This window comes from Streptomyces sp. AN091965, assembly GCF_022698285.1.
Taxonomy (GTDB): domain Bacteria; phylum Actinomycetota; class Actinomycetes; order Streptomycetales; family Streptomycetaceae; genus Streptomyces.
The window spans coordinates 1,775,899-1,797,281 of record NZ_JALDMY010000001.1 but is presented as its reverse complement, the minus strand read 5'-3'; the positions used below and the strand labels follow the sequence as shown (position 1 = coordinate 1,797,281).

Annotated in this window: 22 protein-coding genes; 10 read left to right on the top strand and 12 right to left on the bottom strand. The window is 74.2% G+C overall.

The features are described 5' to 3' along the window. Positions 1 to 159: 159 nt before the first annotated feature. The 4 genes from MQV74_RS07020 (at position 160) to MQV74_RS07005 (ending at position 3,810) form a co-directional block, all read left to right on the top strand. Positions 160 to 1,386 carry an acyl-CoA dehydrogenase family protein gene (locus tag MQV74_RS07020; RefSeq protein WP_138958280.1) on the top strand — a complete coding sequence of 409 codons (1,227 nt, stop codon included), beginning with the start codon at positions 160 to 162 and terminating at the stop codon, positions 1,384 to 1,386. A gap of 128 nt (positions 1,387 to 1,514) precedes the next feature. Further along, a complete protein-coding gene (locus MQV74_RS07015; RefSeq protein ID WP_242715168.1) occupies positions 1,515 to 2,651 on the top strand; it encodes an isoaspartyl peptidase/L-asparaginase family protein in 1,137 nt (378 codons plus the stop codon). Between the two features lie 108 nt (positions 2,652 to 2,759). Further along, entirely contained in the window at positions 2,760 to 3,209 is a 450-nt protein-coding gene (locus tag MQV74_RS07010; RefSeq protein WP_242715167.1) for a MarR family winged helix-turn-helix transcriptional regulator, read from the top strand. 46 nt (positions 3,210 to 3,255) lie between these two features. After that, positions 3,256 to 3,810, top strand: a complete 555-nt coding sequence (locus tag MQV74_RS07005; RefSeq protein WP_242715166.1) for an isochorismatase family protein — start codon at positions 3,256 to 3,258, stop codon at positions 3,808 to 3,810. On the opposite strand, the gene MQV74_RS07000 is transcribed toward MQV74_RS07005, so the two are convergent. The 6 genes from MQV74_RS07000 to MQV74_RS06975 form a co-directional block, all read right to left on the bottom strand. Further along, the gene (locus MQV74_RS07000) at positions 3,794 to 4,597 is read right to left on the bottom strand and encodes a GNAT family N-acetyltransferase (protein ID WP_242715165.1); all 804 of its coding nucleotides are present in this window, start codon (positions 4,595 to 4,597) and stop codon (positions 3,794 to 3,796) included. The two genes, MQV74_RS07005 and MQV74_RS07000, sit on opposite strands and share 17 nt — an antisense overlap. A 56-nt stretch (positions 4,598 to 4,653) precedes the next feature. Beyond that, positions 4,654 to 5,280 (bottom strand): trimeric intracellular cation channel family protein, encoded by a 627-nt coding sequence (locus tag MQV74_RS06995; RefSeq protein WP_242715164.1) that lies wholly within the window; start codon positions 5,278 to 5,280, stop codon positions 4,654 to 4,656. Continuing rightward, positions 5,280 to 5,618, bottom strand: coding sequence for a hypothetical protein (locus tag MQV74_RS06990; RefSeq protein ID WP_242715163.1), 339 nt, complete (start codon positions 5,616 to 5,618; stop codon positions 5,280 to 5,282). The genes MQV74_RS06995 and MQV74_RS06990 overlap by 1 nt, the downstream gene beginning before the upstream one ends. Positions 5,619 to 5,760: 142 nt before the next feature. Continuing rightward, entirely contained in the window at positions 5,761 to 6,801 is a 1,041-nt protein-coding gene (locus tag MQV74_RS06985) for a PhlD (protein WP_242715162.1), read from the bottom strand. Between the two features lie 239 nt (positions 6,802 to 7,040). Then, a complete protein-coding gene (locus MQV74_RS06980; RefSeq protein WP_242715161.1) occupies positions 7,041 to 7,862 on the bottom strand; it encodes an MmyB family transcriptional regulator in 822 nt (273 codons plus the stop codon). Between the two features lie 453 nt (positions 7,863 to 8,315). After that, positions 8,316 to 9,260: a Gfo/Idh/MocA family protein gene (locus MQV74_RS06975; protein ID WP_242715160.1), complete on the bottom strand. Its 945-nt coding sequence runs from the start codon at positions 9,258 to 9,260 to the stop codon at positions 8,316 to 8,318. 459 nt (positions 9,261 to 9,719) lie between these two features. Between MQV74_RS06975 and MQV74_RS06970 the strand changes: the two genes are divergently transcribed. Both MQV74_RS06970 and asnB read left to right on the top strand, forming a co-directional pair. Continuing rightward, positions 9,720 to 10,316 carry a TetR/AcrR family transcriptional regulator gene (locus MQV74_RS06970; RefSeq protein WP_242715159.1) on the top strand — a complete coding sequence of 199 codons (597 nt, stop codon included), beginning with the start codon at positions 9,720 to 9,722 and terminating at the stop codon, positions 10,314 to 10,316. 232 nt (positions 10,317 to 10,548) lie between these two features. After that, positions 10,549 to 12,390, top strand: coding sequence for an asparagine synthase (glutamine-hydrolyzing) (gene asnB / locus MQV74_RS06965; RefSeq protein WP_242715158.1), 1,842 nt, complete (start codon positions 10,549 to 10,551; stop codon positions 12,388 to 12,390). Between the two features lie 30 nt (positions 12,391 to 12,420). On the opposite strand, the gene MQV74_RS06960 is transcribed toward asnB, so the two are convergent. Together MQV74_RS06960 and MQV74_RS41130 are read right to left on the bottom strand one after the other, a co-directional pair. Further along, positions 12,421 to 12,678: a plasmid mobilization protein gene (locus tag MQV74_RS06960; protein WP_242715157.1), complete on the bottom strand. Its 258-nt coding sequence runs from the start codon at positions 12,676 to 12,678 to the stop codon at positions 12,421 to 12,423. Positions 12,679 to 12,848: 170 nt separating this feature from the next. Continuing rightward, entirely contained in the window at positions 12,849 to 14,027 is a 1,179-nt protein-coding gene (locus MQV74_RS41130) for a trypsin-like serine peptidase (RefSeq protein ID WP_242715156.1), read from the bottom strand. Positions 14,028 to 14,342: 315 nt separating this feature from the next. Between MQV74_RS41130 and MQV74_RS06950 the strand changes: the two genes are divergently transcribed. Further along, complete coding sequence (locus MQV74_RS06950; protein ID WP_242715155.1) at positions 14,343 to 15,296, top strand: LysR family transcriptional regulator; 954 nt, start codon at positions 14,343 to 14,345, stop codon at positions 15,294 to 15,296. A 152-nt stretch (positions 15,297 to 15,448) separates the two neighbouring features. Beyond that, complete coding sequence (locus tag MQV74_RS06945) at positions 15,449 to 16,267, top strand: peptidoglycan recognition protein family protein (protein WP_242715154.1); 819 nt, start codon at positions 15,449 to 15,451, stop codon at positions 16,265 to 16,267. A gap of 13 nt (positions 16,268 to 16,280) precedes the next feature. On the opposite strand, the gene cpt is transcribed toward MQV74_RS06945, so the two are convergent. The 4 genes from cpt to MQV74_RS06925 all read right to left on the bottom strand — a co-directional run bounded on the left by cpt (position 16,281) and on the right by MQV74_RS06925 (position 19,701). Next, the gene (gene cpt / locus MQV74_RS06940) at positions 16,281 to 16,802 is read right to left on the bottom strand and encodes a chloramphenicol phosphotransferase CPT (RefSeq protein ID WP_242728523.1); all 522 of its coding nucleotides are present in this window, start codon (positions 16,800 to 16,802) and stop codon (positions 16,281 to 16,283) included. A gap of 76 nt (positions 16,803 to 16,878) precedes the next feature. Then, positions 16,879 to 18,363 (bottom strand): serine/threonine-protein kinase, encoded by a 1,485-nt coding sequence (locus MQV74_RS06935; protein ID WP_242715153.1) that lies wholly within the window; start codon positions 18,361 to 18,363, stop codon positions 16,879 to 16,881. Positions 18,364 to 18,461: 98 nt separating this feature from the next. After that, on the bottom strand, positions 18,462 to 19,091 hold the full coding sequence (locus MQV74_RS06930) for a class F sortase (protein WP_242715152.1): 630 nt from the start codon (positions 19,089 to 19,091) through the stop codon (positions 18,462 to 18,464). 118 nt (positions 19,092 to 19,209) lie between these two features. Continuing rightward, positions 19,210 to 19,701, bottom strand: a complete 492-nt coding sequence (locus MQV74_RS06925; protein ID WP_242715151.1) for a hypothetical protein — start codon at positions 19,699 to 19,701, stop codon at positions 19,210 to 19,212. 166 nt (positions 19,702 to 19,867) lie between these two features. Here MQV74_RS06925 and MQV74_RS06920 point away from each other — a divergent pair, with 166 nt between their 5' ends. Together MQV74_RS06920 and MQV74_RS06915 are read left to right on the top strand one after the other, a co-directional pair. Beyond that, a complete protein-coding gene (locus tag MQV74_RS06920; RefSeq protein WP_242715150.1) occupies positions 19,868 to 20,518 on the top strand; it encodes a hypothetical protein in 651 nt (216 codons plus the stop codon). A gap of 41 nt (positions 20,519 to 20,559) precedes the next feature. Then, positions 20,560 to 21,357, top strand: coding sequence for an isocitrate lyase/PEP mutase family protein (locus tag MQV74_RS06915; RefSeq protein WP_242715149.1), 798 nt, complete (start codon positions 20,560 to 20,562; stop codon positions 21,355 to 21,357). Positions 21,358 to 21,383 lie beyond the last annotated feature (26 nt).

The window sequence follows — 21,383 nt, the reverse complement described above, 5'->3', positions numbered from 1 at the left end:
GTGTTCTCCGCCCGTGCGATTCCTGACGCAACGCGCAACGTAACACCCGGAAGCCCTCGCGCATCGAACGGGCTGCCGGGAGTTGACACAGGCTACCGGCCGGTAACAGACTCCAGTTACCGCAAGTAACGTAGCACGGGTTCGCAGCCTGGAGGGGTCATGGCCGAGTTCACCATGGAGCTCAACGACGAACAGAAGGAGGTCAGGGACTGGCTCCACGGGTTCGCCGCGGACGTGATCCGTCCCGCGGCCGCCGAGTGGGACGAGCGCGAGGAGACGCCCTGGCCGGTCATCCAGGAGGCCGCGAAGGTCGGCATCTACTCCCTGGACTTCTACGCGCAGCAGTACTTCGACCCCACCGGGCTCGGCATACCGATGGCCATGGAGGAGCTGTTCTGGGGCGACGCGGGCATCGCCCTGTCCATCGTCGGCACCGGCCTCGCCGCCGTGGGCGTCCTCGCCAACGGCACCGAGGAACAGATCGGCACCTGGATCCCGCAGATGTACGGCGACGCCAGCGACGTGAAGGTCGCCGCCTTCTGCTCGTCCGAGCCGGACGCGGGCTCCGACGTGGCCTCGATGCGCACCCGCGCGGTCTACGACGAGGTCAAGGACGAGTGGGTCCTGAACGGCACCAAGACCTGGGCGACGAACGGCGGCATCGCCAACGTCCACGTCGTCGTCGCCGTGGTCGACCCCGACCTCGGCTCCAAGGGGCACGCCTCCTTCATCGTGCCGCCGGGCACGCCCGGTCTGTCCCAGGGGCAGAAGTTCAAGAAGCACGGCATCCGCGCCTCGCACACCGCCGAGGTCGTCCTGGAGGGCGTGCGCGTCCCCGGTTCCTGTCTGCTCGGCGGCAAGGAGAAGCTGGACGAGCGGCTCGCCCGCGCGCGGGAGCGCGCGAAGAGCGGCGGCGAGCGCGTGAAGAACGCGGCCATGGCCACCTTCGAGGCCTCGCGCCCGGCCGTCGGCGCGATGGCCGTGGGCACCGCACGCGCCGCGTACGAGGAGGCGCTGGAGTACGCGAGGACGCGCGAGCAGTTCGGCCGCCCGATCATCGACAACCAGGGCGTCGCCTTCCAGTTGGCGGACATGCGCACGCAGATCGACGCGGCCCGGCTCCTGGTGTGGCGCGCCTCCTGGATGGCGGTCACGGGCAAGAAGTTCGAGAGCGCCGAGGGCTCCATGTCCAAGCTGTTCGCCAGCGAGACCGCCAAGAAGGTCACCGCGCAGGCGATCCAGATCCTCGGCGGCAACGGCTACACGCGCGAGTACCCGGTGGAGCGCATGCACCGGGACGCCGCGATCTACACGATCTTCGAGGGGACGAGCGAGATCCAGCGCCTGGTGATCGCGCGCACGCTGTCGGGGCTGCCGATCCGCTGAGACGGCCGCGGCGCGGGGCAGGGGCGGGGCGGCCCGCCCCTGCCCCTCCCCCCGGCGGCAGGCCCTCTGGTTGGCGTCATGTGCATGCCCTTACGGTGGCCCCGTCGTCGTCCTGCCGAGGAGTGCCCATGCGCTTACGTCCCCTGGCCTGGCTGGTTCCCGCCCTCGCCACCGCCGCCGCGGTCACCGCCACCGCGCTCGCCCTCCCGCAGGGCGGGGAGCGCGCTCCGGACGGCCGCGCCGCTGCCGCCGCCGATGCCCGGCCGACGGGCAAGGCCAGGCCCGACGCGCGGAACGTGGTGCTCGCCGTGCACGGCGGCGCCGGTACCGCCCTCGACCGGGACAAGACCACGCCGGAGCGCGAGAAGGCGTACCGGGACGGGCTCACCGAGGCCCTCAGAGCCGGGCAGAAGGTGCTCGACAAGGGCGGGCCGAGCGTGGACGCCGTCCAGGCGGCGGTCGCGAAGCTGGAGGACGACCCGCTGTTCAACGCGGGCAAGGGCGCGGTCTTCACCGCCGACGCGGGCCACGAGCTGGACGCGTCCATCATGCGCGGCTCGGACCTGAAGGCCGGTGCCGTGGCGGGGGTGAAGAACCTGCGCAATCCCGTCGAGGGCGCCCGGGCGGTGATGGACAAGTCCCCGCACGTGCTCCTCGCGGGCGAGGGCGCCGACGACTTCGGCGCGCGGCACGGGCTGCGGACCGTCACCCAGGACTACTACTGGACGCAGGCCCGCTGGGACGCCCTGATGGCGGCCAAGGAGGCCGAGAAGGGCGGCAGCGGCGGCAAGAAGGCCGCGCGCACCCCGGCCGCCCTCGCCGACGAGCAGTCCAAGGGCACGGTCGGCGCGGTCGCCGTCGACGAGCGCCGCGACCTGGCGGCGGCGACCTCGACCGGCGGCCTGACCAACAAGCTCCCCGGCCGCGTCGGCGACTCGCCCCTGATCGGCGCGGGCACGTACGCGAAGAACGGCACGGTCGCCGCGAGCGCCACCGGCGCGGGCGAGGTGTTCATCCGGGGCGCGGCCACCTCGACGATCTCGAACCTCATGGAGTTCAAGGGCCTGGGTGTGGCGAGGGCCGCGTACGAGGTGATCGTCAAGCGCCTTCCGGCCCTCGGCGGTGACGGGGGTGTGATCGCCCTCGCGCCCGACGGGCAGTTCGACGCGCCGCACAGCAGCCCCGGCATGCTGCACGGCTATCTGACCGAGGACGGCAAGGTGGTCACGAAGATCTTCCCGGACGAGACGCCGCCGAACAGCTGAGCCGCCCGCCCGGCGTCCGGACCCCGGAGAAGTCGCCCGAGCGGCGCGCACCGCCGAGATGGGCAGGCAAACTTGCAAGGCTGACTGTCTATCTCGTACGGTGCCGTCATGACCGACACGTCAGCAAGCGCGGCCGGAGCCGGTCCCGAGCGGATCGCGGCCGACCTCACCGTCGCCGTCCGGCACGTCGTGCGCAGGCTGCGCACCGAGACGCCCGCGACCGGCCTCACGGCCTCGCAGCGGTCCGCGCTCGCCCTGCTCGCGGAGGCGCCCGCCACCACGGCGGAGCTGGCCCGCGCCGAACACGTGCGGCCCCAGTCCATGCGTCTGACCGTCGGCGCGCTGGAGGCCGAAGGCCTGGTCGAGCGCGCGCCGGACCCGCACGACGGACGCCGGTCCACGGTCTCCGTGACCGAGCGCGGCCGCCGGGTGCTCGCCGAAGCGCGGGACGCCAAGCGGAACTGGCTCGCGGCGGCCGTCGCGGACCGGCTCGACGAGCGCGAGCAACGACAGCTGGCCGACGCCGTCGTGCTCCTGGAGCGCCTGGTCCACCCGTGACCCCGGCGCCGCCGAGTGCGCCCACCCGTACGAGAAAGGCATCGTGATGACCGCCACCACCCTCGACCCGAAGACCGCCCTCGTCCTCGTCGACCTGCAGAAGGGCATCACCGCCCTGCCCACGCTCCATCCGGCCGACCGGATCGTCGAGCGCGGGGCCCGGCTCGCCGCCGCCTTCCGCGCGCACGGGCTGCCCGTCGTCCTGGTCCGCGTGACCGGCCGGGCGCCAGGGCGCACCGAGGTCACGCTCGGCGGCGGTGGCACGCCCCCCGCCGACTGGGCGGAGCTGCGGCCCGAACTGGACCGCCAGGACAGCGACATCGTCGTCACCAAGCACCACTGGGGCGCCTTCCACGGCACCGACCTCGACCTCCAGCTGCGCCGCAGGGGCGTCACCCAGATCGTCGTCGGCGGCATCGCGACGGCGTTCGGCGTGGAGTCGACGGCGCGGGCCGCGCACGAGCACGGCTACCACGTGACGGTGGCCGTGGACGCCGTGACCGACATGGACGAGCAGGCCCACCTGGCCGCCGTCGAGAAGGTCTTCCCGCGGCTCGGCGAGACGGACACCGCCGACGCGATCATCAAGCTCCTGGGCTGAGCCGCTCCCCGGGCCGGTACACGTACGGCGTGGTCGTGGCCAGTTCCGCGAAGCCGAGCCGCCGCAGGATCGGGCGGCTCTCGCTGGACGCGTCGACCTGGAGGTAGCGCACGCCGCGGGCGGCGGCGAGGCGGGCGCGGTGGGCGATCAGCGCGCGGTAGATGCCGCGGCCGCGCCACGCCGTCACCGTGCCGCCGCCCCACAGGCCCGCGAAGTCCGTGCCCGGCCGGAACTCGATGCGCGCCGAGCTCACCGGCTCGTCCCCGGCCAGGGCGACGACCACGGCGAGCGTGTCGGGCGCGGCGGTCAGCTGGTCGAGCACCTGGCGGCCGAGCGCGGCGCCGTCCGAGCCGAAGGCCCGGTCGTGCGCGGCGACCATCAGCCGCACCCCCGCCTCGTCCGTCACCGGGACGAGCTCGATCCCCTCGGGCGCGGCGGTGTCCAGGGGCAGCGCGTCGACCTCCGTGACCATCAGGGTCTCGGCGGGCTCGGGCGCGAACCCGGCCGCGAGGAGCCGCACGGGCAGGTCGGCGGGCAGGTCGTGGGAGTACAGCTTCCACTCGAACTCGCGGCCCAGGCCGGTGAAGAGGCGCACCTGCGCGGCGATCGCGGCGTCGGCCGTGGCCGGGTCGAGGTCCGACCACAGCACGCCGTTCCAGTCGTGGGCGGCGGCGCCCACATGGCGGATGACGCCGTCCGCCCGCTCCACGCGGCCGCCGGGCCCCTCCGGGTCGGGGCTCTGCCGGATCTGCTGGTCGTACGCCGCGAGGGCTGCTGTCGAGTCCATCCGGCCACTTCAGCAGGGGGCCCCGCGCCGGACAACCGGATTTCTCCGGCGGGCGGTCAGCGGTCCGCGCCCGGGGCCCCGGCCCGGGACAGCGGCGGCAGGTGCAGCGACCTGGTGATCGCCGCGAGGCGCAGCGCGAGGACGAGGGCGGCCGACGTCACCGTGATGGTGGTCGGGGACGCGCCCGCGTGGTGCAGCCCGAGGTAGCAGCCGGCGCCCGCGAGCGCGGCGGTCGCGTACACCTCCTCGCGCAGCAGCAGCGGCGGGAACTGCCCGCACAGCACATCGCGCAGGACCTCGCCCGTCACCCCCGTCAGGACGGCCAGGATGATGACAGCGGGCGGGGTGACGCGCGCGTCGATGGCGGCCTGCGCGCCCATGACGGTCACCACGGCGAGGCCCACCGCGTCCACCACCATCAGCGTGCGCTGCGGCAGCTCGCGGTGGCGCAGGTACAGCATCGTGGTGATGCCCGTGACCGCGATCACGGTGAGCAGGACCCAGTCGTGGGTCCAGTACAGCGGGTGGCGGTCCAGGATCAGGTCGCGCAGCGTGCCGCCGGAGATGGAGGCCACGAAGGCGAGGACGAGCCCCCCGAAGGGGTCCATCCGCGCCCGGTGCGCGGCGAGCACGCCGCTCGCGGCGAAGGCGGCGATGCCGACGAGGTACAGCGTGTGCAGCATCAGCGGGCCGCCTCGGGCGGGGCCGGTCGCCGGGGTGCGGGAGAGGCGGCCGCGACGGCGCGCGGGCGCGCGGGTGCCGTGCGCCGGGAGCCGTGACGGCCGCCCCGCCGCAGCACCAGGAGCCCCGCCGTCGACGCGGCGGCCGTCAGGCCCAGGGCGGTCGCGTCCAGGCGCCGGTCCGACGCGGCGGGCCGCTCGCCGCCGTCGGCGACGGCCCATCGTTCCTGCCCCTGCCGGGCGGGCGCCGCCGTGGCGAGGGCGAAGGCCACGGCGGCCGCCACCGCACCGGCGACGGCCACCGCGACGAGCCGCCGCCCGCGATTCCACACCGTGTCCATGCTCCCCACCGTCCCGGACGCCCCGGGGCCCGCGCCATCGGTCAGGTGGCCGGATCAGGATGGCCGAAAGGACGAGAGGCCACAGCGGTGGCAGAGCCGGAGGGACGAGCAGCGGCCCCCGCGCCGCTGCTCCGGGGCGCCCTCACCCGTGCCAGCGGCAGCGCAGCGCGGCGGTGGTGAAGCCGGGGCCGTAGGCGACGGTGTAGCCACGGGCGCCGTCGGCGGGCGGCGCGCTGTGCGTGCGCTCCAGGACGCGCAGCACGCTCACTCCGCCCAGATTGCCCTCCTGGGCGAGCGTGTCCGTGGAGTGACGGGTGTCGACGGCATCGAGTCCGAGGGCGGCCGCGGTGTCGGCGATGATGCGCGGGCTGCCCGGGTGGACGACCGCGAACTCGGCCGTCTGCGGACCGACCCACTCCAGAAGCTGCGGAATGACGTCGTCCGCGGCCGTGAGCGCCTTCCTGGTGGAGTCGAAGTGGAATCCGTCGGCCGTGATCCTGCCGCGCTGGCGGTCGATGCTGCCCGGCAGCACGTACTCGTACGTGTCCTCGATGATCAGGCCCGGGCCGAGGGGCTCGTCCGTCACGACGGTGGCGCCCGCCGAGTCACCGAACAGGGCCTTGTAGATCATGGCCTCGATGCCGGTGTCGTTGTGGTGGTAGACGGACGAGATGACCTCCGCGGCCACCACGAGGACCTTGCTGCCCGGCCGGACGGCGACCAGGTCCGCGGCCCGGATCAGGGACTGGGTGCCGCCGGGGCAGGCGAGCGTGGTCAGGGCGACGCGCCGCACGGTGGGACGCAGGCCGAGCCGTTCGATCAGGTGGATGTCCAGGTTGGGTACGGACCAGCCGGTGGTGTGCGTGGTGACCACGGCATCGATGTCGGTGGCGGCGAGCCCGGCCGACGCGAGCGCGGCCGTGGCCGCGCGCTCGGCCATGGCGAGGGCGTCGCCGAAGGCCGTGGTGGCCCGCTCGTGCACATCGGCCGTGCCGGCGACGGTCGGGGAGTCGAGGGGCCGGGTGAAGTAGCGGGTCTCGACGCCGCAGTTGCCGATGACCCGCAGGAACGCGTTGAGGCGAGGGTGGTCGGGGTGGTGCCTGCGTATGTCGTCGGTGATCTCCGCGGTGGTGACCTTGTGGTCACCGACGACGGTCTGGGGTCTGAGGACATATGCGGACACGAAGGAACTCCCGCCAGGTGCAGGTCGGATGTGGAGGGCATAAGGAAACGTACTGCACCTCGTCGAACGTGCGTCCTGGCGTGGCGGTTCCAGCGCGGGCCCCGGACCTGGGAAGAGCCGTCGTACGGGCCCGCTCGTGGCCGTCGGCCGGAGCGGGCCCGCGTGCGGCGATCAGGTGGCGCCGGGGCGGGGCCCGCCCGCGGTGAGGGGGTCGGGCGGCGGCCGGTCGCGGCGGGCCGTCAGGTGGCCCGCAGCATCGGCGCCCGTGGGTGGACGCGCTCCCGTCCGGGGTGGAACACCAGGATCATCATCCGGGCGCCCGGGGCGGTCAGCGGCTGGGCGGCGCACATCGTGACCCAGCCCGCGCCCTTCTCGGCGTGCAACAGGGGCCGCTCGTCGCCGTCGGGGTGGGGGTAGGGCTTGTCCGCGCCGTACAGCGGGGCGGCCAGGGGGTCGGCGAGGACCTCCTTCTCGATCTGCTGGAGGGTCTCGTCCTCGGGCCGGGTGGCGAGCGCCCCGCGCAGCTGCGGCAGCAGCATGGGGGCCCAGGAGGTGTCCCAGTCGAGGAGGATCTCGCGGGCCACCGGGCTGAGGACCATCCAGCGCATGATGTTCGGCGGGACCTCCCCGCCGGGGAAGACGGCGGCGCAGGCGTCGTTGTACACGAGCATGTCCCAGGACGCGTCCGCGATGTACGCGATGTGCGAGATGCCATTGACGGCCTCGCGCCAGACGCCCGGCACCTCCTTGCCCGACGACAGGTGCAGCGGCCCGGGCGGGTCCTGGAGCAGGGCGTACCGGCACAAAGACACCCATTCCTGTTCGTTCAGCCCGAACAGGCGGGCCACGTCGCGCAGGAGGGCCGTCGGTGGGTTGGGGTAGTTGCCGGACTCGAGGCGGTGGTACGTACCAAGGGTGCGATGCAGGAGTTGGTCCACCTGATGCTGGGAGAGCCCCGGTGCCCGTCTGCCCTGCCCCGTCGAGCGGACGAAGCCGTGCGATTCGGGGGCGATGAGGGCGCGTCGTTCACGGAGCAGAGCGCGCAGCGCCGTCTTGTTCATGGTGGGTAATCCCTCTTCGTACACGCCGAGTTGAGCGTCAGCAGTCTAAATATTCGCATCGTCTTTGGGCATAAACATTGCCTGAAGAAAACGATCAGCTCGTGCGGCATCATGGAGTGGGCGGGGCCACCGACCTGCAGGTTTGATCGTCGGTGGGCTCGCGGGCACAACTCAGGGGCATCTTGTTCGGGGAGCATGAAATTGGCTGAAATTCCTCGGCGTCGGATACCCCCTCCGCCTACGGGGTCGTAGTCGGGTAGCGCGCGGGACCGGTTGTTCGTATTCCGATCTGTGTGGTCGGAAACTGAGCAGTGTGTACCTGCGTGGCAGTTACTACCCGGTTCGGTTCCTGGGTTCACTGGCTGCGGCCGGTGCCGTCACTCGCCATTACGTAGCGGCCACGGTACCGGCCGCCCCGTGTTGTTCCGGGCGGCCCTTGTGGCTGGTATTCGCTCAAGAGACCTGAGTCCGCGTTCGGCCCTGTTGCTCCGCGCCGTCGAGCGCCGTCACCTGCTTTTCCGCCGCTGCCAGGATCTCCGTCACACGGGCGCCGAATCGCACGTCACACGCGTGCGGCCGTCCGGCATGTGCCGCCGTCACGAGCGCGCTCACGGCTGACCGAAACGCGACGCCCGAATCGCCCCACCCTGTCTCTCCGAAGGCCTCCGGCGATGCCGTCCCGCGCTCGCCGCGGAACTCCAGCGTCACGCCGGTCGCCCGCTCCGGGGCGCGCAGCGTCAGGGTCGCCGTACTGGACGCGCCGCCCGCGTGCCGCAGGATCAGATGGACCGTGTCCGCCGGTCCCGGAGCCGCCGTCACCGTCGTGATCTCGCCGAGTACGGCCGTCAGGACGGACAGCGCGTGCGGCCCCACGTCCCACAGGCCGCCCTTGCTCGCCCGCCACGGCGAGTCGAAGTCGCCGCTCCCGTCCGCCGCGTAGAACGCGCTGTACCAGTCGGCGCGCCCGGTGAACCACGGCCCCTCCCCGGCCCGCTCGGCCAGCCAGTCGGCCACGGGCGGGGCGAACCGCAGTGTGAAGAACACCACGGAGGCCACGCCGGCCCGCTCCACCTCCGTGACCAGGGCCCGCGCCGCCGCCGCGGCCGTGGCCACCGGCTTGTCGAGGAGCAGGTGGCAGCCCGCCCGCGCGGCCCGCGCCGCCAGGGGTGCCTGCACGTCCGGCGGCACCGCGAAGGCGACCGCGTCGCTCGCGGCGAAGAGCGCGTCCACGTCCTCGTACGCTGTGGTGGCGTGCGCGGCCGCGAGCTCGGCGGCGGCCTCGGGGCGGCGGCCCCACACACCGGCGAGCTCGGCGTCCGGATGCGCGGCGATCACCGGCGCGTGCGTCGCGGTCGCCCAGGGACCCGTACCGATCAAGCCCACACGAAATCTGGTCATGGCCGCAGTATGGCGGAGCGGTGCGGGGCGCCCCACGGGCCGGGTGGCGGTCGCCGCGGGGCGCGGCGCGCGACGATCTCCGCGCCCGCGCCGGGACGGCCCTCGGTGACTCTCGGCCATAAAGGTACGGACCTTGCGGCGGGACGGTGTCCGGCCGCCGGAGCGTTTCCCGGGGCCGGTGTGCGAAGTCCGGCCCACTAATCGACGTACCGTCAACTCTCGGCGGGTGAATGGCAATTCGCCGGGCCAGGTGAATTGCCATTCACTTCACCTCGGGGAGGATGTCCGAGAATCGCGCGTGAACTGTCCCGACTGTCCTGGAATTCTCCGATATCCGGTGGTGCGGCTGGCGGCGGGGCTGTTGCGCCCTGTGCAACCGTCCGTGGCCCGTGGGGTGCCCGCCGCCTACCCTCGGACGCGGCCGCCGGGACCGGGCGGCCGGTGAGGGAAAGTGACGCCATGACCAGCTCCACCCCGCGGCCGCACCGGCACGTGACGGGGTCCGCGCGCCGTGACGCCGAAGAGACCAAGGCCGCCATCGTGCGGGCGGCCCGGCATCTGCTCGCGCGGCACGCGCACGCCGACATCACCCTGAAGGCGGTGGCCGAGCGGGCCGGGGTGAGCCCGCCGCTCGTCCTGAAGTACTTCGGCAGCAAGGACGCGCTGTTCGCGCAGATCATGTCCTTCGAGGCGGACGCCGCGGCCATCCTCGACGCGCCCCTGGAGGGCCTCGGCCGCCACATGGTCCACCACCTGCTCACCAGTCAGGCCGAGCAGGGCGCCGACCCCATCCTGCGCATCGTCTTCGCCCCGCTGCACCGCGAGCACGGCTATGTGCTGCGCGCCAACTTCCGTACGCAGGTCGTGCGCAGGCTCGGCGAGCGCCTCCCGGGGGCGGACGCGGGGCTCCGTGCGGAGCTGGCCGTGGCGATGCTGCTCGGGCTCGGCGTGATGTACGGCATCGCGCGCGGCCCCCATCTGCGGGCGATGGCGATCGCCGAGATCACCGATCGGTACGCGCCCGCCGTGCAGGCCTGTCTGACGCCCTCGTGTTGAGCAAAGCTTTACGGATGGCCGGAACCTGATGTTCCAGATGCGCCCCCGGCGCGGTCGGGCGCGGTGGGGGCGGTTGTGCGGCCGTGGTGACTTCTTGACCTTCGGTCCGGTGCGGCCGGAATCCACGGGTCGGTTGGGCGCGCGGGGCGACGTGAGCGTTGACCGCGCGGGGTCCGGGGCGGAGCCTGTCGATATAGCTGCTAGATACATCTACTTCGGCGGGAGGAATCGTATGTGCGGCATCACCGGCTGGGTCTCGTTCGACCGCGATCTGCGGACCGAGGGCAGGGTCCTGGACGCGATGACGGAGACGATGGCCTGTCGCGGTCCTGACGACCGCGGCACCTGGGCCGAGGGCCCCGCGGCGCTCGGCCACCGGCGCCTGGCCGTCATCGACCTGCCCGGCGGCCGCCAGCCCATGACCGCGGCCACGCCCGGCGGCACGGTCGCGCTCGTGTACTCCGGCGAGACGTACAACTTCACCGAGCTGCGCGCCGAACTGGCCGGGCTCGGGCACGCCTTCACCACCGACTCCGACACCGAGGTCGTGCTGCGCGGCTACCTCCAGTGGGGCGAGGAGGTCGCCGAGCGGCTCAACGGCATGTACGCCTTCGCCGTGTGGGACGGCCCCCGTCAGCGGCTCGTCATGGTGCGCGACCGCATGGGCATCAAGCCCTTCTACTACCGCCCGACGTCCGACGGCGTCCTCTTCGGCTCCGAGCCCAAGGCGATCCTCGCCCACCCGCTGGCCCGGGCGCGCGTGACCGTCGACGGGCTGCGCGAGGTGTTCGCCTTCGTCAAGACGCCGGGGCACGCGGTGTGGGACGGCATGCGCGAGGTCGAGCCCGGCACCGTCGTCACCGTGGACCGCCGGGGCGTCCGCGCCCGCACCTACTGGCGCCTGGAGACGCGGCCGCACCCGCACGGCCGCGACGAGTCCGTGGCCACTGTCCGCTCCCTGCTCGACGACATCGTCCGCCGCCAGCTCGTGTCCGACGTGCCGCGTTGCGTGCTGCTCTCCGGCGGCCTCGACTCCTCCGCGCTCTCGGCGCTCGCCGCCCACCAGCTCAAGGACGCGGGTGAGACGCTGCGCAGCTTCTCCGTCGACTTCACCGGGCAGAGCGACCACTTCGTGGCGGACGAGCTGCGCGGGACGCCGGATTCCCCCTACGCGCACGACGTGGCGCGGCTCGCGGGCACCGACCACCGCGACATCGTCCTCGACGCGCAGGCGCTCGCCGACCCCCAGGTACGGGCGAAGATGCTCACCGCGCGCGACATGCCCGTCGGCTTCGGCGACATGGACGCCTCGCTGTACCTGCTCTTCCAGGCGATCCGGGAGCACTCCACGGTCGCCCTGTCCGGCGAGTCGGCGGACGAGGTCTTCGGTGGCTACCTGCAGTTCTTCGACGAGGAGGCGCGGCGCGGCACCACCTTCCCCTGGCTGGTGCGACACGCCGAGACCCTCGGCGACGAGGCGGGCCTGCTGCGCCGTGACGTCCTGGACACCCTCGACCTGCGGTCCTACGTCGCCGACAGCTACGCGGGGGCCGTGGCCGAGGTCGAACGCCTCGACGGCGAGAGCGACGTCGAGTACCGCATGCGCACGATCAGCCAGCTGTACCTGACGCGCTTCGTGCGGGTGCTGCTCGACCGCAAGGACCGGGCGAGCATGGCCGTCGGCCTGGAGGTGCGGGTGCCGTTCTGCGACCACCGCCTCGTCGAGTACGTCTACAACGCGCCCTGGGCCCTGAAGACCTTCGACGGCCGGGAGAAGTCGCTGCTGCGGGAGGCCGCGGCGGACCGGCTCCCCAAGTCGGTGTACGACCGGGTGAAGAGCCCCTACCCGTCGACGCAGGACCCGAAGTACGCCTTCGCGCTCCAGGAGCACGCCAAGGACCTGCTCGCGCAGCCCGGTCACCCGGTCTTCGACCTCGTGGACCGCGACGCGCTGCGGCGCCTCGCGCACCGCGAGACGCCGCAGATCAGGCCTGCCTCGCGGCGCGGCATGGAGCGCGCCCTCGACCTGGCCGTTTGGCTCGACCTCTACAAGCCGGAGGTCGCGCTGGGCTGAGCCCCGGCCGGGGCGGGCCGTGCGCCGGGTTCAGGACCCCGTCGCCAGGGTGTCCAGGAACCGCTGGAGCGCGGGCGCCGACGAGGCGTCGAGGCGGCGGCGCACCGGCGGCACGCTCGCGCCCCGCCGGACCGCGCCGGCGCGCGCGTCGCCGCCCCGCCGTACGTGCCCGGTCGCCACCCGCCGTATGAACTCCGCGACGGTGAGGCCGAGCCGGTCCGCGTGCCGCAGTACGGCGTCGTACTCGTCGGGTGGGAACAAGACCTGCACAGGCGTGGCACCGTCCATGGACGCATGATGTCGTCCTGTCCAGCCAGGCGCGGGACAGATGGCCTATTCCGCCCGAAGGGGTGGCGCGGGGGTGCGGGCGCGCGGCGGGGCGCGCGCGTACGGAACGGAGCCCGCACCGGCCGGTGCGGGCTCCGCCAAGGACTGGTCGCGGACTGCCGGACTGCGGACTACGGACGGTTGTCGATCAGGTCCTGGATCTGCGGATAGATCTTCTCCATGCGCGTGCCCACGTTGGTCGGGCAGGAGCCGCCCCAGTGCAGGGCGATCACCTTGTGGGAGGAGCCGGCAAGGACCGGGGAGCCGGAGCTGCCGCCCGAGGTGTCGCAGTTGTAGCCGACGTCCTCGGGGCCGAGCTGCGGGGTCCGCACGCCGCAGTAGGCGCCGCCGTCGCGCTCCTCGTAGATCGAGATGCGCTTGGGCCGGGTGTCGCCGTGCCCGGCGATGTACGCCTGCTCACCCGCGATCGGCGCGCGCGTCTCCAGGAACAGGGTGCCGAACGGGGTGATCCGGTCGAAGTCGTCCACGCTGAAGAGCGTGAAGTCGAGGCTGGACGAGGTGCGGAGCAGGGCGTTCGCGCCGACCTTGGTGCCGGGGCGCGGGTCGTTGCCGCCGCAGGTGGCGCAGTCGTAGTCGAACTGGAGCTCCACCTTGTCGAGTTCGGCCTGTGTCTTGATGCAGTGGTTGTTGGTCATCATGTGGTTGCCGCGGCCCACGCGCCAGGCGGTGCAGTAGCCCCCGCCGTTCAGGAGCATGCGGGCCACGCCGCGCGAGGCGGCGTAGTGCGCGGGGTGGCTGGTCTTGTAACAGACCGCGTCCCGGCGGCCGTCGGCGCCGCACACGCTGCGGGTCGCCGGGTTCTCGGCGGCGAACTCCGCCGGGGTGTAGCCGCGCCAGTACCGGTCGACCGTCGCCCGGGAGTGCCGCTCGCCGCGGGTGTGCAGGGTGATCACCGCGGTGTCCCCGTCGACGGACATCGCGGCGAAGCCGGTGCGCCCGTGGCGGGTGAAGCTCGCGTCGCCCGGTGCGGCCCCGCCGCGGGTGGGGTCGCCGCGGTAGGTGTGCACTTCGCGTCCGGCCGGGTCGGCCACGGTCAGGCGGTCGCCGGGGGCGAGCGCGAGGCGGGCGAAGTGCACCTTGACGTACGCCGCTCCCGGGTGCCGGATCACCTGCCGGGCCGGGGCGCCGGGGGAGCCGAGCCGGAGGTCGACCGGCTGCTCCTCGCCCGCGGCCGGGACCGGAGCGGTGCGGACGGGGGCCGGTGCCGTTTCGCTCGCCGTCGTCGGCGCGGCGGGGACGAGGGCGGCCGTGACCACGAGAGCGGCCGCCGCGATGACGCGTCTTGACACGGTGCCTCCTTGGAGGGCGGTGGGGGAAGGAGCTCTGCCCTCGACGGTAGGTCTGTACATGACAACAAGGGAGGCGTGTGTCGGTCAGAAGTGCCGGGAGGAGGCGCACGCGAGAGGGCCCCGGCCGGACGGGGGAATCGCGGTCGGGACCCTCATCTCGTTCAACGGTGAAATAGGGGGCGGGGTTCCCTCGCGCTCCGCGGCCCCGTGTGATCCGTGCAACATGCAGACGGTGCGGATGCCCCGGCCGGGAGCCGGGCCGGGGCAGGGGGGCAGGATGTGGCACTCGCGCCGGGAACGCCCTAGCTTCGTGCCGTGACGCTCGACGATCTCCGTGTCTTCATCGCCGTCTGCCGCGCGGGCAGCCTCAGTGCCGTGGCGCGCGACCTCTCCTGTACGCAGTCGGCGGTGAGTCAGCACGTCAAACGCCTGGAGAAGGAGCTGGCCGTCAGCCTCCTGGAGCGGCACGCGCGCGGAGTCGTGCCGACGTCGGCGGGCCGCATCCTGCACGCCGCCGCCTCCGACGGCATCGGCGGCATCGACCTCGCCCTGCGCCGCCTGCGCGACCTGGTGCGCGGGGAGAGTGGCGCGGTGCGCATCACCACGGGCGCCACGACGGTGCGGCACTTCATGGCCGACGCGATCGTCGGCTTCCGGCAGCGGTTTCCGCAGGTGGCCCTGGAATTCCAGACGGCGAGTTCGAGCCGGGCCTGCTTCGACGCGCTCGCCGCCGACGACCTGGACCTGGCCTGGGTCACCATTGGCGAACCCGTGCGCGGCATCGAGCAGCGGCCCGTCGCCGAACTGCGCTGGGTGCTCGCCGTCCCCTGCGGCGCCCCTCTGGCCGCCAAGCGGCGCGTCACCCTCGCCGACCTGGCCGCCGTGCAGCTCATCCGGCCTCCCGAGGCGTCCAGTTCGCGCCTGCGCCTCGACGCGGCCCTCGCCGATGCCGGGCTGCGGCCGCAGGGGCACACCAGCGTGGCCGACTGGGACACCGCCCTGCTGCTCACCGAACTCGGCGTCGGCCAGGCCGTCGTGCCGGAGCTGCCCGGCTGGCGCGACGCGGGTCCACCGGGGCTCCGCCTCATTCCGGTGCCGGAGCTGCCCGCGCTGTCCGTGGGCTGGGCGGTACGCCGCTGGGACGCGCTCAGTCCGCTGGCGCGCGCCTTCGCCGACACGGTGGCCACCGACTGCGGCACGGGGCGCGTGGGCGCGGTGCCCGCGCAGTCGGGGCCCGCTCAGGGGGCGAGCCGCGCGGCGCGCGTCTGAAGGGAGCGGACCTCCGGGCGGCTCAGGGTGCGCTGCGCCGCCGCCCGGCGCGGACCGTCTCGCGAGGAATCGCGTACGCCCGCCGGGAGGGCGTCCCCCGACCGGGCGCACCCCGCGCGCGGGCCCGGAGGGCCGCCCGGAGAGTGGGAGGCATGCGTGCCTGGCGGGAGACGGTGGCGGGGCGGCTGCCGCCTGCCGGGCGCGCCGTCCTCGCCGGCGTGCCGGGGCTGTTCGCCGTGGGGGCGCTCGCGCTGTGCACGGTGGGCGTCGAGCACGCGGTCGACGAGGCCGGGCACCGGCCCGCCGCCGTGGCCCCCACGGCTCACCGGGCGGCCCGGCCGCCCATCGTGCCGCGCGCCGAGTGGCTGGGCGACACCGGCGAGACCGGTCCGCCGGTGCGCTACGGCGGCCCCGTCATCGCCGTCTTCGTCCACCACACGGACTCGCCCAACGGCTACGACTGCGCCGACGCGCCGCGCATCATCCGCGCCCTCGCGGCCGGGCAGACCGGGGCCCGGCTCTTCGACGACATCGGCTACAACTTCCTCGTCGACCGCTGCGGCACGATCTACGAGGGCCGCGCGGGCGGCGTCGACCGGCCCGTCGTCGGCGCGCACACCCAGGGGTTCAACCACCGCACGGCCGGGATCGCCGCGCTCGGCACGTTCACCGCGGGCACCCCGGTGCCGCGGCCGATGACGGAGGCCATCGCCGCGCTCACCGCGTGGAAGCTCGGCCTCGCGGACGTCGACCCGCGGCTGCGGGCGCAGCTGGTGTCCAGCAACAGCCTCAGCCGGTTCCCGGTGGGGACGCGCGCCGAGTTCGACGCCGTGGCCGGGCACACCGACGGCTACACCACCAGCTGTCCGGGCGCCGCGCTCCGCGCCGAGCTGCCCGCGATCCGGGAGCGGGCCGCCCGCCTCCAGGGCCGTACGGAGGAGCGGGCGCAGGCGGCCCGTCCGCCGCGCTGACCGGAGGCGCCGGTCAGATCACGTGGGCGGCGATGGCGCGGGCGCACTCCAGGGACTCGGTACGGGTGGTGTCCACCTCCAGGTCGTAGCGCACGCCCTCGTGGACGAGGCGCGCCTGCGCCGCGGCCATGCCAGGGGTCCGGTCCCCGCGCGCGACCTCGCGGCCCGCGGCCACGGCGCTCTCGCACCGGACGCCGACCCACAGCACGTCCAGGTCGCCGAGGGCCTTCTCCCACCGCTGCCGGGACGCCGTGCCGCCGAGGAAGACGTCGTCGACGACGATCCGGGCGCCCGCGCGGGCCATCGCCACGATGCCGTGCGTCCAGGCCGTCTCCAGGGCCCGGAAGTCCGCCCCGACGTCCACGCCGCCGTCGGCGGCGAACACGATCCCGCCGTCCGCCCCCCGCATCCGTGCGGGCAGGGCGTCGACGAACGCGTCGCACCCGAACGCCAGCCACTGGTCGGGCAGGACGGCTTGCAGGCACCGCACGATCCCGGACTTGCCCGAGCTGGAACCGCCGTTGAGGATGATCATCTGCGTGGTCACCGCGCCACCCTAGGACGCCGTGCCCCGCGCCGGCCACCGCGTTTTTCCGGGTGCGGCGACAGGCCTAGCCGTCGAGGCGGATGCCCTTCACGGCCGTGTCGAAGACCGGGCGGTACTGCTTCCACCGCTCGTTGGGCGCGGAGAGGTAGACGACGTACTGGGTGCCGTCGTCGTCGGAGAACGCCATCTCCACGGCCCGGAACGTACGGGCCTTGCCGTCGAAGGTGAACTCCCAGTACCCCGCGGGCGCGCCCCGGAAGCTCGTGGCCGCCATCCGCACCCGCTCGTAGCCCGGATTGTCCCGGCGGGTCTGGCTCTCCTCGGTCCTGCGCCAGTGCTCGACCGGGTCGGACCCCGCGAACTCCGCGACGTTGACCCGCAGGCCCACCAGGCCGGTGGGGTCGATGTACGCGATGTCGCCGCCCGGCAGGTTCTTGGGGGTCCAGCCGTCGCGCACGGGCAGGGACAGGCCGCCCTCCTGCCGCGCCAGGTGGTAGCCGGACGGCACGGGCGGGAGGGCCGGGCGGGAGGCACCGGTCGCGGGCCGGGCCCCGGACGCCTCGTCGCCGTCGCCGGGCCACAGCAGGACGCCGCCCGCCACGCATCCGGCGACCACGGCGGCACCGCCGCACCACAGGGCCGCGCGGCGGCCGGTCCCGCGTCCGCCCCGGCGCGGCGCGGGGGCCGCGGCGCCTCCGGCCGGGTCGAGCACGGCCGTGCCCGTGCCGGTGCCCGGACCCGCCGCCCGGCGCAGCAGCCGCTCCGCCTCGTGCGCCGGGGTGCGGCGTTCGGGGTCCTTCTCGAGCAGGCCCTCGATGAGCCGGGTCAGCTCCCCGGCGGCGCGCGGGGGCGCGTGGGGTTCGGTGGCGATGGCGTACGCCGTCTCCATCGCGGTGCCCCGCTCGAACGGATGGCGCCCCTCCACCGCCTCGTACAGCGTCACGCCCAGGGACCACAGGTCACAGGCGGGGCCGGGCTCGGCGCTGCGCAGCCGCTCCGGTGCCAGATACCGCACGGAGCCGATCAGCTCGCCGGTCCGGGTCAGGGACGGCGTACCGCTCTCGACGGCGATGCCGAAGTCGGTGAGCACGGTCCGGCCGTCGTGCCCGAGCAGGACGTTGGCGGGCTTCACGTCCCGGTGCAGGACGCCCGCGTCGTGCGCGGCGCGCAGCGCGGCCGCCATGGCCAGGCCGTGCCGGGCGGCCTCGGCGGGCGCCAGCGTGCCGCGCTCCGCGAGGACGTCGCCGAGCGTGACGGAGGGGATGTACTCCATGACGATGCACGGCAGGCCCTCGTCGTCCACGACGTCGTGGACGACGACCACGTGGGCGTGGGTGATCCGGGCGGCGCTGCGGGCCTCGCGGCGGGTGCGCTCGTGCAGCGTCTGGATCTCGTCGTCGTTCAGATGCGGGGGCACGTGCAGCTTCTTCACGGCGACGTGACGGCCGAGCAGCTCGTCCTCGGCCCGCCACACGGTGCCCATGCCGCCCCGGCCCACGCGTTCCGCCAGGCGGTACCGGCCGGCCACGAGCCGTCCCAGATCGGACACCGTCGACGTTCCCCCGCTTCGCACACATGAACAGGTTGCGGAAGAAGCCTAACCCGATTGCCTGCCGCTCCCCGGAGTCGGATCCGGGACCGGACCGGCTAGCGATTCGCGGTCGCGTACACGATGAGGTTGTCCACGGGGTGCCCCTGGGCGTCGTACGCGCCGTCGCAGGTGATCAGGCGCAGGGCGCGGGCATCGGTCGTGCCGTAGACCTTGTCGGTCGGGAAGGCCTTCTTGGAGGCCGTCTCGGTGGCGGTGACCCGGAAGTGGACCGTCCTGCCGCGCGCGTCCCGTACGGCGATGTCCGCGCCCACCCGCACCTTCTTCAGGTCGTGGAAGACGGCCCGGCCAAAGCGCGTGTCGTTGTGGCCGATGATCACGGCCGCACCGCGCTGCCCGGGGATCGCGCCGCCGGTGTACCAGCCCGCCGTCATGCCCTTCTCCGCGGGCGGCACCTCGACCGTGCGGTCCGGATTCAGACCGAGCCGCAGCAGCGGGCTGCGCACGCCGATGGACGGGATCGCCACGTGCACGGGAGCGGCGGGGGCGGGCGACGCGGACGCGTCGGGGGTGCCCACGTCGTACGTCTTGGAGGCGGACGGCCTCTCCTTGGTGGCGGCTGCCGTTCCGTCGGCGGCGGAACAGCCGCCCACGGCCGCGCCGACGACGACGGCGAGGACGCAGGCGCCGAGGGCGCGCCGCGGGAGCGGTCGGCTCTTCAGGGGCATGGGTGCTCCGGACGCGGGGGCGCCGCCCGGGCAAGGGGCGGCGCCACCGCGCGTGATCGGGCCGGACGGGCGCGCGCGGCGCGGTGCCCGGCGGGGGAGGTGGCCTTCGGGGCCGGGCTCAGCCCTGGGCGCGACCGGTGGCGCGGCGGCGCAGGACCAGGGTGCTCGCGCCCGCGAGCAGGGCGATGCCCGCCGCCGAGCCGACGAGGGCCGGGGTGGTGTCGCTGCCGCCCGCCGCGGGCCGCTCGCCCGCGGCGACGCCGCCCCTGGGCGTGACGGCGGGCTTCTTCCGCGCGGGCTCGGGCGCGGGCGCGGCGGTCTTCTCCTTGGCGACGGGCTTGTCGCCCGCGGCGACGCCGCCGCGCGGCGCGGACAGGTCGCGCTTGTCCCGCAGGGACTCCTCCGCCGCGGCCCGCTTCTTGGCGACGGACTCCTTGGAGACCTCGGGCGCGGGCGCGCTCTCGTCGGCCGTCGGCTTCGGCTTGGGCGTCGACTCGGAGGCGAAGGCCACGGCGGTCGGGGCGGCGAGCACCCCGACGGTCACGGCGGAGGCGACGACCGCGGCGCGCAGCGGGCGGGCGTGGGGACGGGCGTGGGCGCGGTGGGTCATGGGGTGGGGCTCCGTTCCGGCTCGTACAAGAGGGGACGTGCCCGGCGGGGGCGGCGGACACCGGTGTTCCGCCGGGCACGGTCGCCAGACTGGCGCGAAGTTATGTGGAAGCTGTCAGGTTCCTGTTGGGGTTCGATCAGCCTCTGGGCGGACTTAGGGTGGTGCCATGACGACGCTGCTCATCCACGCAGGTGAGACCGGTGCGCAGGCGCCCGGCCCCCGCACGGGCGGGGTGCCGCTGGTGCCGCCGGGCTTCGTGTGGCCGACCTGCCGTGCCTGCGGCGGCGCACTGCTGTTCCTGCTGCACCTGCCGCTCGGCGAGGGCGGCGGGGACGGCGACCGCGACGAGGGCGGCGCCCGGGGCCGCGGGGACGTCGTGTCCGTGTTCCTGTGCCAGAACGACCCCGGCATGTGCGACGAGTGGGACGCCACGGGCGGCGCCAACCGCGCGTACCTCTTCGCCGCCGAGGGCCTCGCCGCGCCCGCCGTCCCCGCGCACGGGGAGACCCGGCTCGGCGCGGTCAGCGCGCTGCGCACCGAGGAGGTCGACGCGGCGGGCTTCCCCGAGGCGCTCGACGCCTGGGCGGACGACGACGCGGCCTCGCTCCTGGTGCAGGGCCAGCTCGGCGGTGAACCCGCGTGGATCCAGGGCGACGAGACCCCGCACTGCCCCGGCTGCGCCGAGCGCATGGCCTTCACGGCCCAGCTGGAGGAGGGCTACGACTTCTCCACCTCGGCCAACTTCGGCGGCGGCGGCATCGGGTACGTCTTCACCTGCGCCCGCTGCCGCGACGCGGCCTTCCTCTGGCAACGCTGAGCACCGGCCCACTGTCGGACCCCTCTGGCAGAGTGCCCGGCATGAGTGATCGCCACGAAGCCTTCCGTGCCCTGCACCGCGCCGGGGCGCCGCTGTTGCTGCCGAACGCCTGGGACCACGCGTCCGCCGCCGCGCTCGCCCGCGCCGGGTTCCCCGCGATCGGCACGACGAGCCTCGGCGTGGCCGCCGCCGCGGGCAAGGCGGACGCCACCGGGGCCGCGCGCGAGGAGACGCTGCGGCTCGCCCGGGGCATCGCCCGGCTGCCCGCCTTGATCTCCGTCGACATCGAGGGCGGCTTCAGCGACCGGCCCGAGGAGGTCGCGGACCTGGCCCGCGCGTTGGACGGGGCGGGCGTCGTCGGGGTGAATCTGGAGGACGGCCGCCCGGACGGCACACTCACCGCCGTCGACGCGCAGTGCGCGCTGATCCGTGCGGTGAAGGCCGCCGCCCCCGACCTGTTCGTCAACGCGCGCACGGACACGTACTGGCTCGCCGCCGGGGGAGCGCCCGAGACCGAGCGTCGCCTCGCCGCGTACCAAGAGGCGGGCGCGGACGGGGTGTTCGTGCCGGGCGTGCGGGACGAGGCCGTGATCGCCGGGCTCGTCGGCGCCCTCGACGTGCCGCTGAACGTGCTGCACGCGCCGGACGGCCTGTCGCCCGCGCGCCTCGCCGACCTCGGCGTGCGCCGCGTGAGCACGGGCTCGCTGTTGTTCCGCGCGGCCGTGCAGCAGGCGGTGGACGTGGCCCAGGAGTTCCTTCGCGGCGCCGCCCGCCCCAGGGACGTACTCTCGTACGCCGACGCCCAGGACCTCGCGACGGCGTTCGAGCCCGGGGAGTGACCCGGGCCGCCGGTGGGCGGCGGGGC

What these genes read in the sequence shown, in the direction of transcription:
- MQV74_RS07020 (WP_138958280.1), top strand. Translation starts at nt 160, where the DNA reads ATGGCCGAGTTCACCATGGAGCTCAACGACGAACAGAAGGAGGTCAGG.
- MQV74_RS07015 (WP_242715168.1), top strand. Translation starts at nt 1,515, where the DNA reads ATGCGCTTACGTCCCCTGGCCTGGCTGGTTCCCGCCCTCGCCACCGCC.
- MQV74_RS07010 (WP_242715167.1), top strand. Translation starts at nt 2,760, where the DNA reads ATGACCGACACGTCAGCAAGCGCGGCCGGAGCCGGTCCCGAGCGGATC.
- MQV74_RS07005 (WP_242715166.1), top strand. Translation starts at nt 3,256, where the DNA reads ATGACCGCCACCACCCTCGACCCGAAGACCGCCCTCGTCCTCGTCGAC.
- MQV74_RS07000 (WP_242715165.1), bottom strand. Translation starts at nt 4,597, where the DNA reads ATGGACTCGACAGCAGCCCTCGCGGCGTACGACCAGCAGATCCGGCAG.
- MQV74_RS06995 (WP_242715164.1), bottom strand. Translation starts at nt 5,280, where the DNA reads ATGCTGCACACGCTGTACCTCGTCGGCATCGCCGCCTTCGCCGCGAGC.
- MQV74_RS06990 (WP_242715163.1), bottom strand. Translation starts at nt 5,618, where the DNA reads ATGGACACGGTGTGGAATCGCGGGCGGCGGCTCGTCGCGGTGGCCGTC.
- MQV74_RS06980 (WP_242715161.1), bottom strand. Translation starts at nt 7,862, where the DNA reads ATGAACAAGACGGCGCTGCGCGCTCTGCTCCGTGAACGACGCGCCCTC.
- MQV74_RS06975 (WP_242715160.1), bottom strand. Translation starts at nt 9,260, where the DNA reads ATGACCAGATTTCGTGTGGGCTTGATCGGTACGGGTCCCTGGGCGACC.
- MQV74_RS06970 (WP_242715159.1), top strand. Translation starts at nt 9,720, where the DNA reads ATGACCAGCTCCACCCCGCGGCCGCACCGGCACGTGACGGGGTCCGCG.
- asnB (WP_242715158.1), top strand. Translation starts at nt 10,549, where the DNA reads ATGTGCGGCATCACCGGCTGGGTCTCGTTCGACCGCGATCTGCGGACC.
- MQV74_RS06960 (WP_242715157.1), bottom strand. Translation starts at nt 12,678, where the DNA reads ATGGACGGTGCCACGCCTGTGCAGGTCTTGTTCCCACCCGACGAGTAC.
- MQV74_RS06945 (WP_242715154.1), top strand. Translation starts at nt 15,449, where the DNA reads ATGCGTGCCTGGCGGGAGACGGTGGCGGGGCGGCTGCCGCCTGCCGGG.
- cpt (WP_242728523.1), bottom strand. Translation starts at nt 16,802, where the DNA reads ATGATCATCCTCAACGGCGGTTCCAGCTCGGGCAAGTCCGGGATCGTG.
- MQV74_RS06930 (WP_242715152.1), bottom strand. Translation starts at nt 19,091, where the DNA reads ATGCCCCTGAAGAGCCGACCGCTCCCGCGGCGCGCCCTCGGCGCCTGC.
- MQV74_RS06925 (WP_242715151.1), bottom strand. Translation starts at nt 19,701, where the DNA reads ATGACCCACCGCGCCCACGCCCGTCCCCACGCCCGCCCGCTGCGCGCC.
- MQV74_RS06920 (WP_242715150.1), top strand. Translation starts at nt 19,868, where the DNA reads ATGACGACGCTGCTCATCCACGCAGGTGAGACCGGTGCGCAGGCGCCC.
- MQV74_RS06915 (WP_242715149.1), top strand. Translation starts at nt 20,560, where the DNA reads ATGAGTGATCGCCACGAAGCCTTCCGTGCCCTGCACCGCGCCGGGGCG.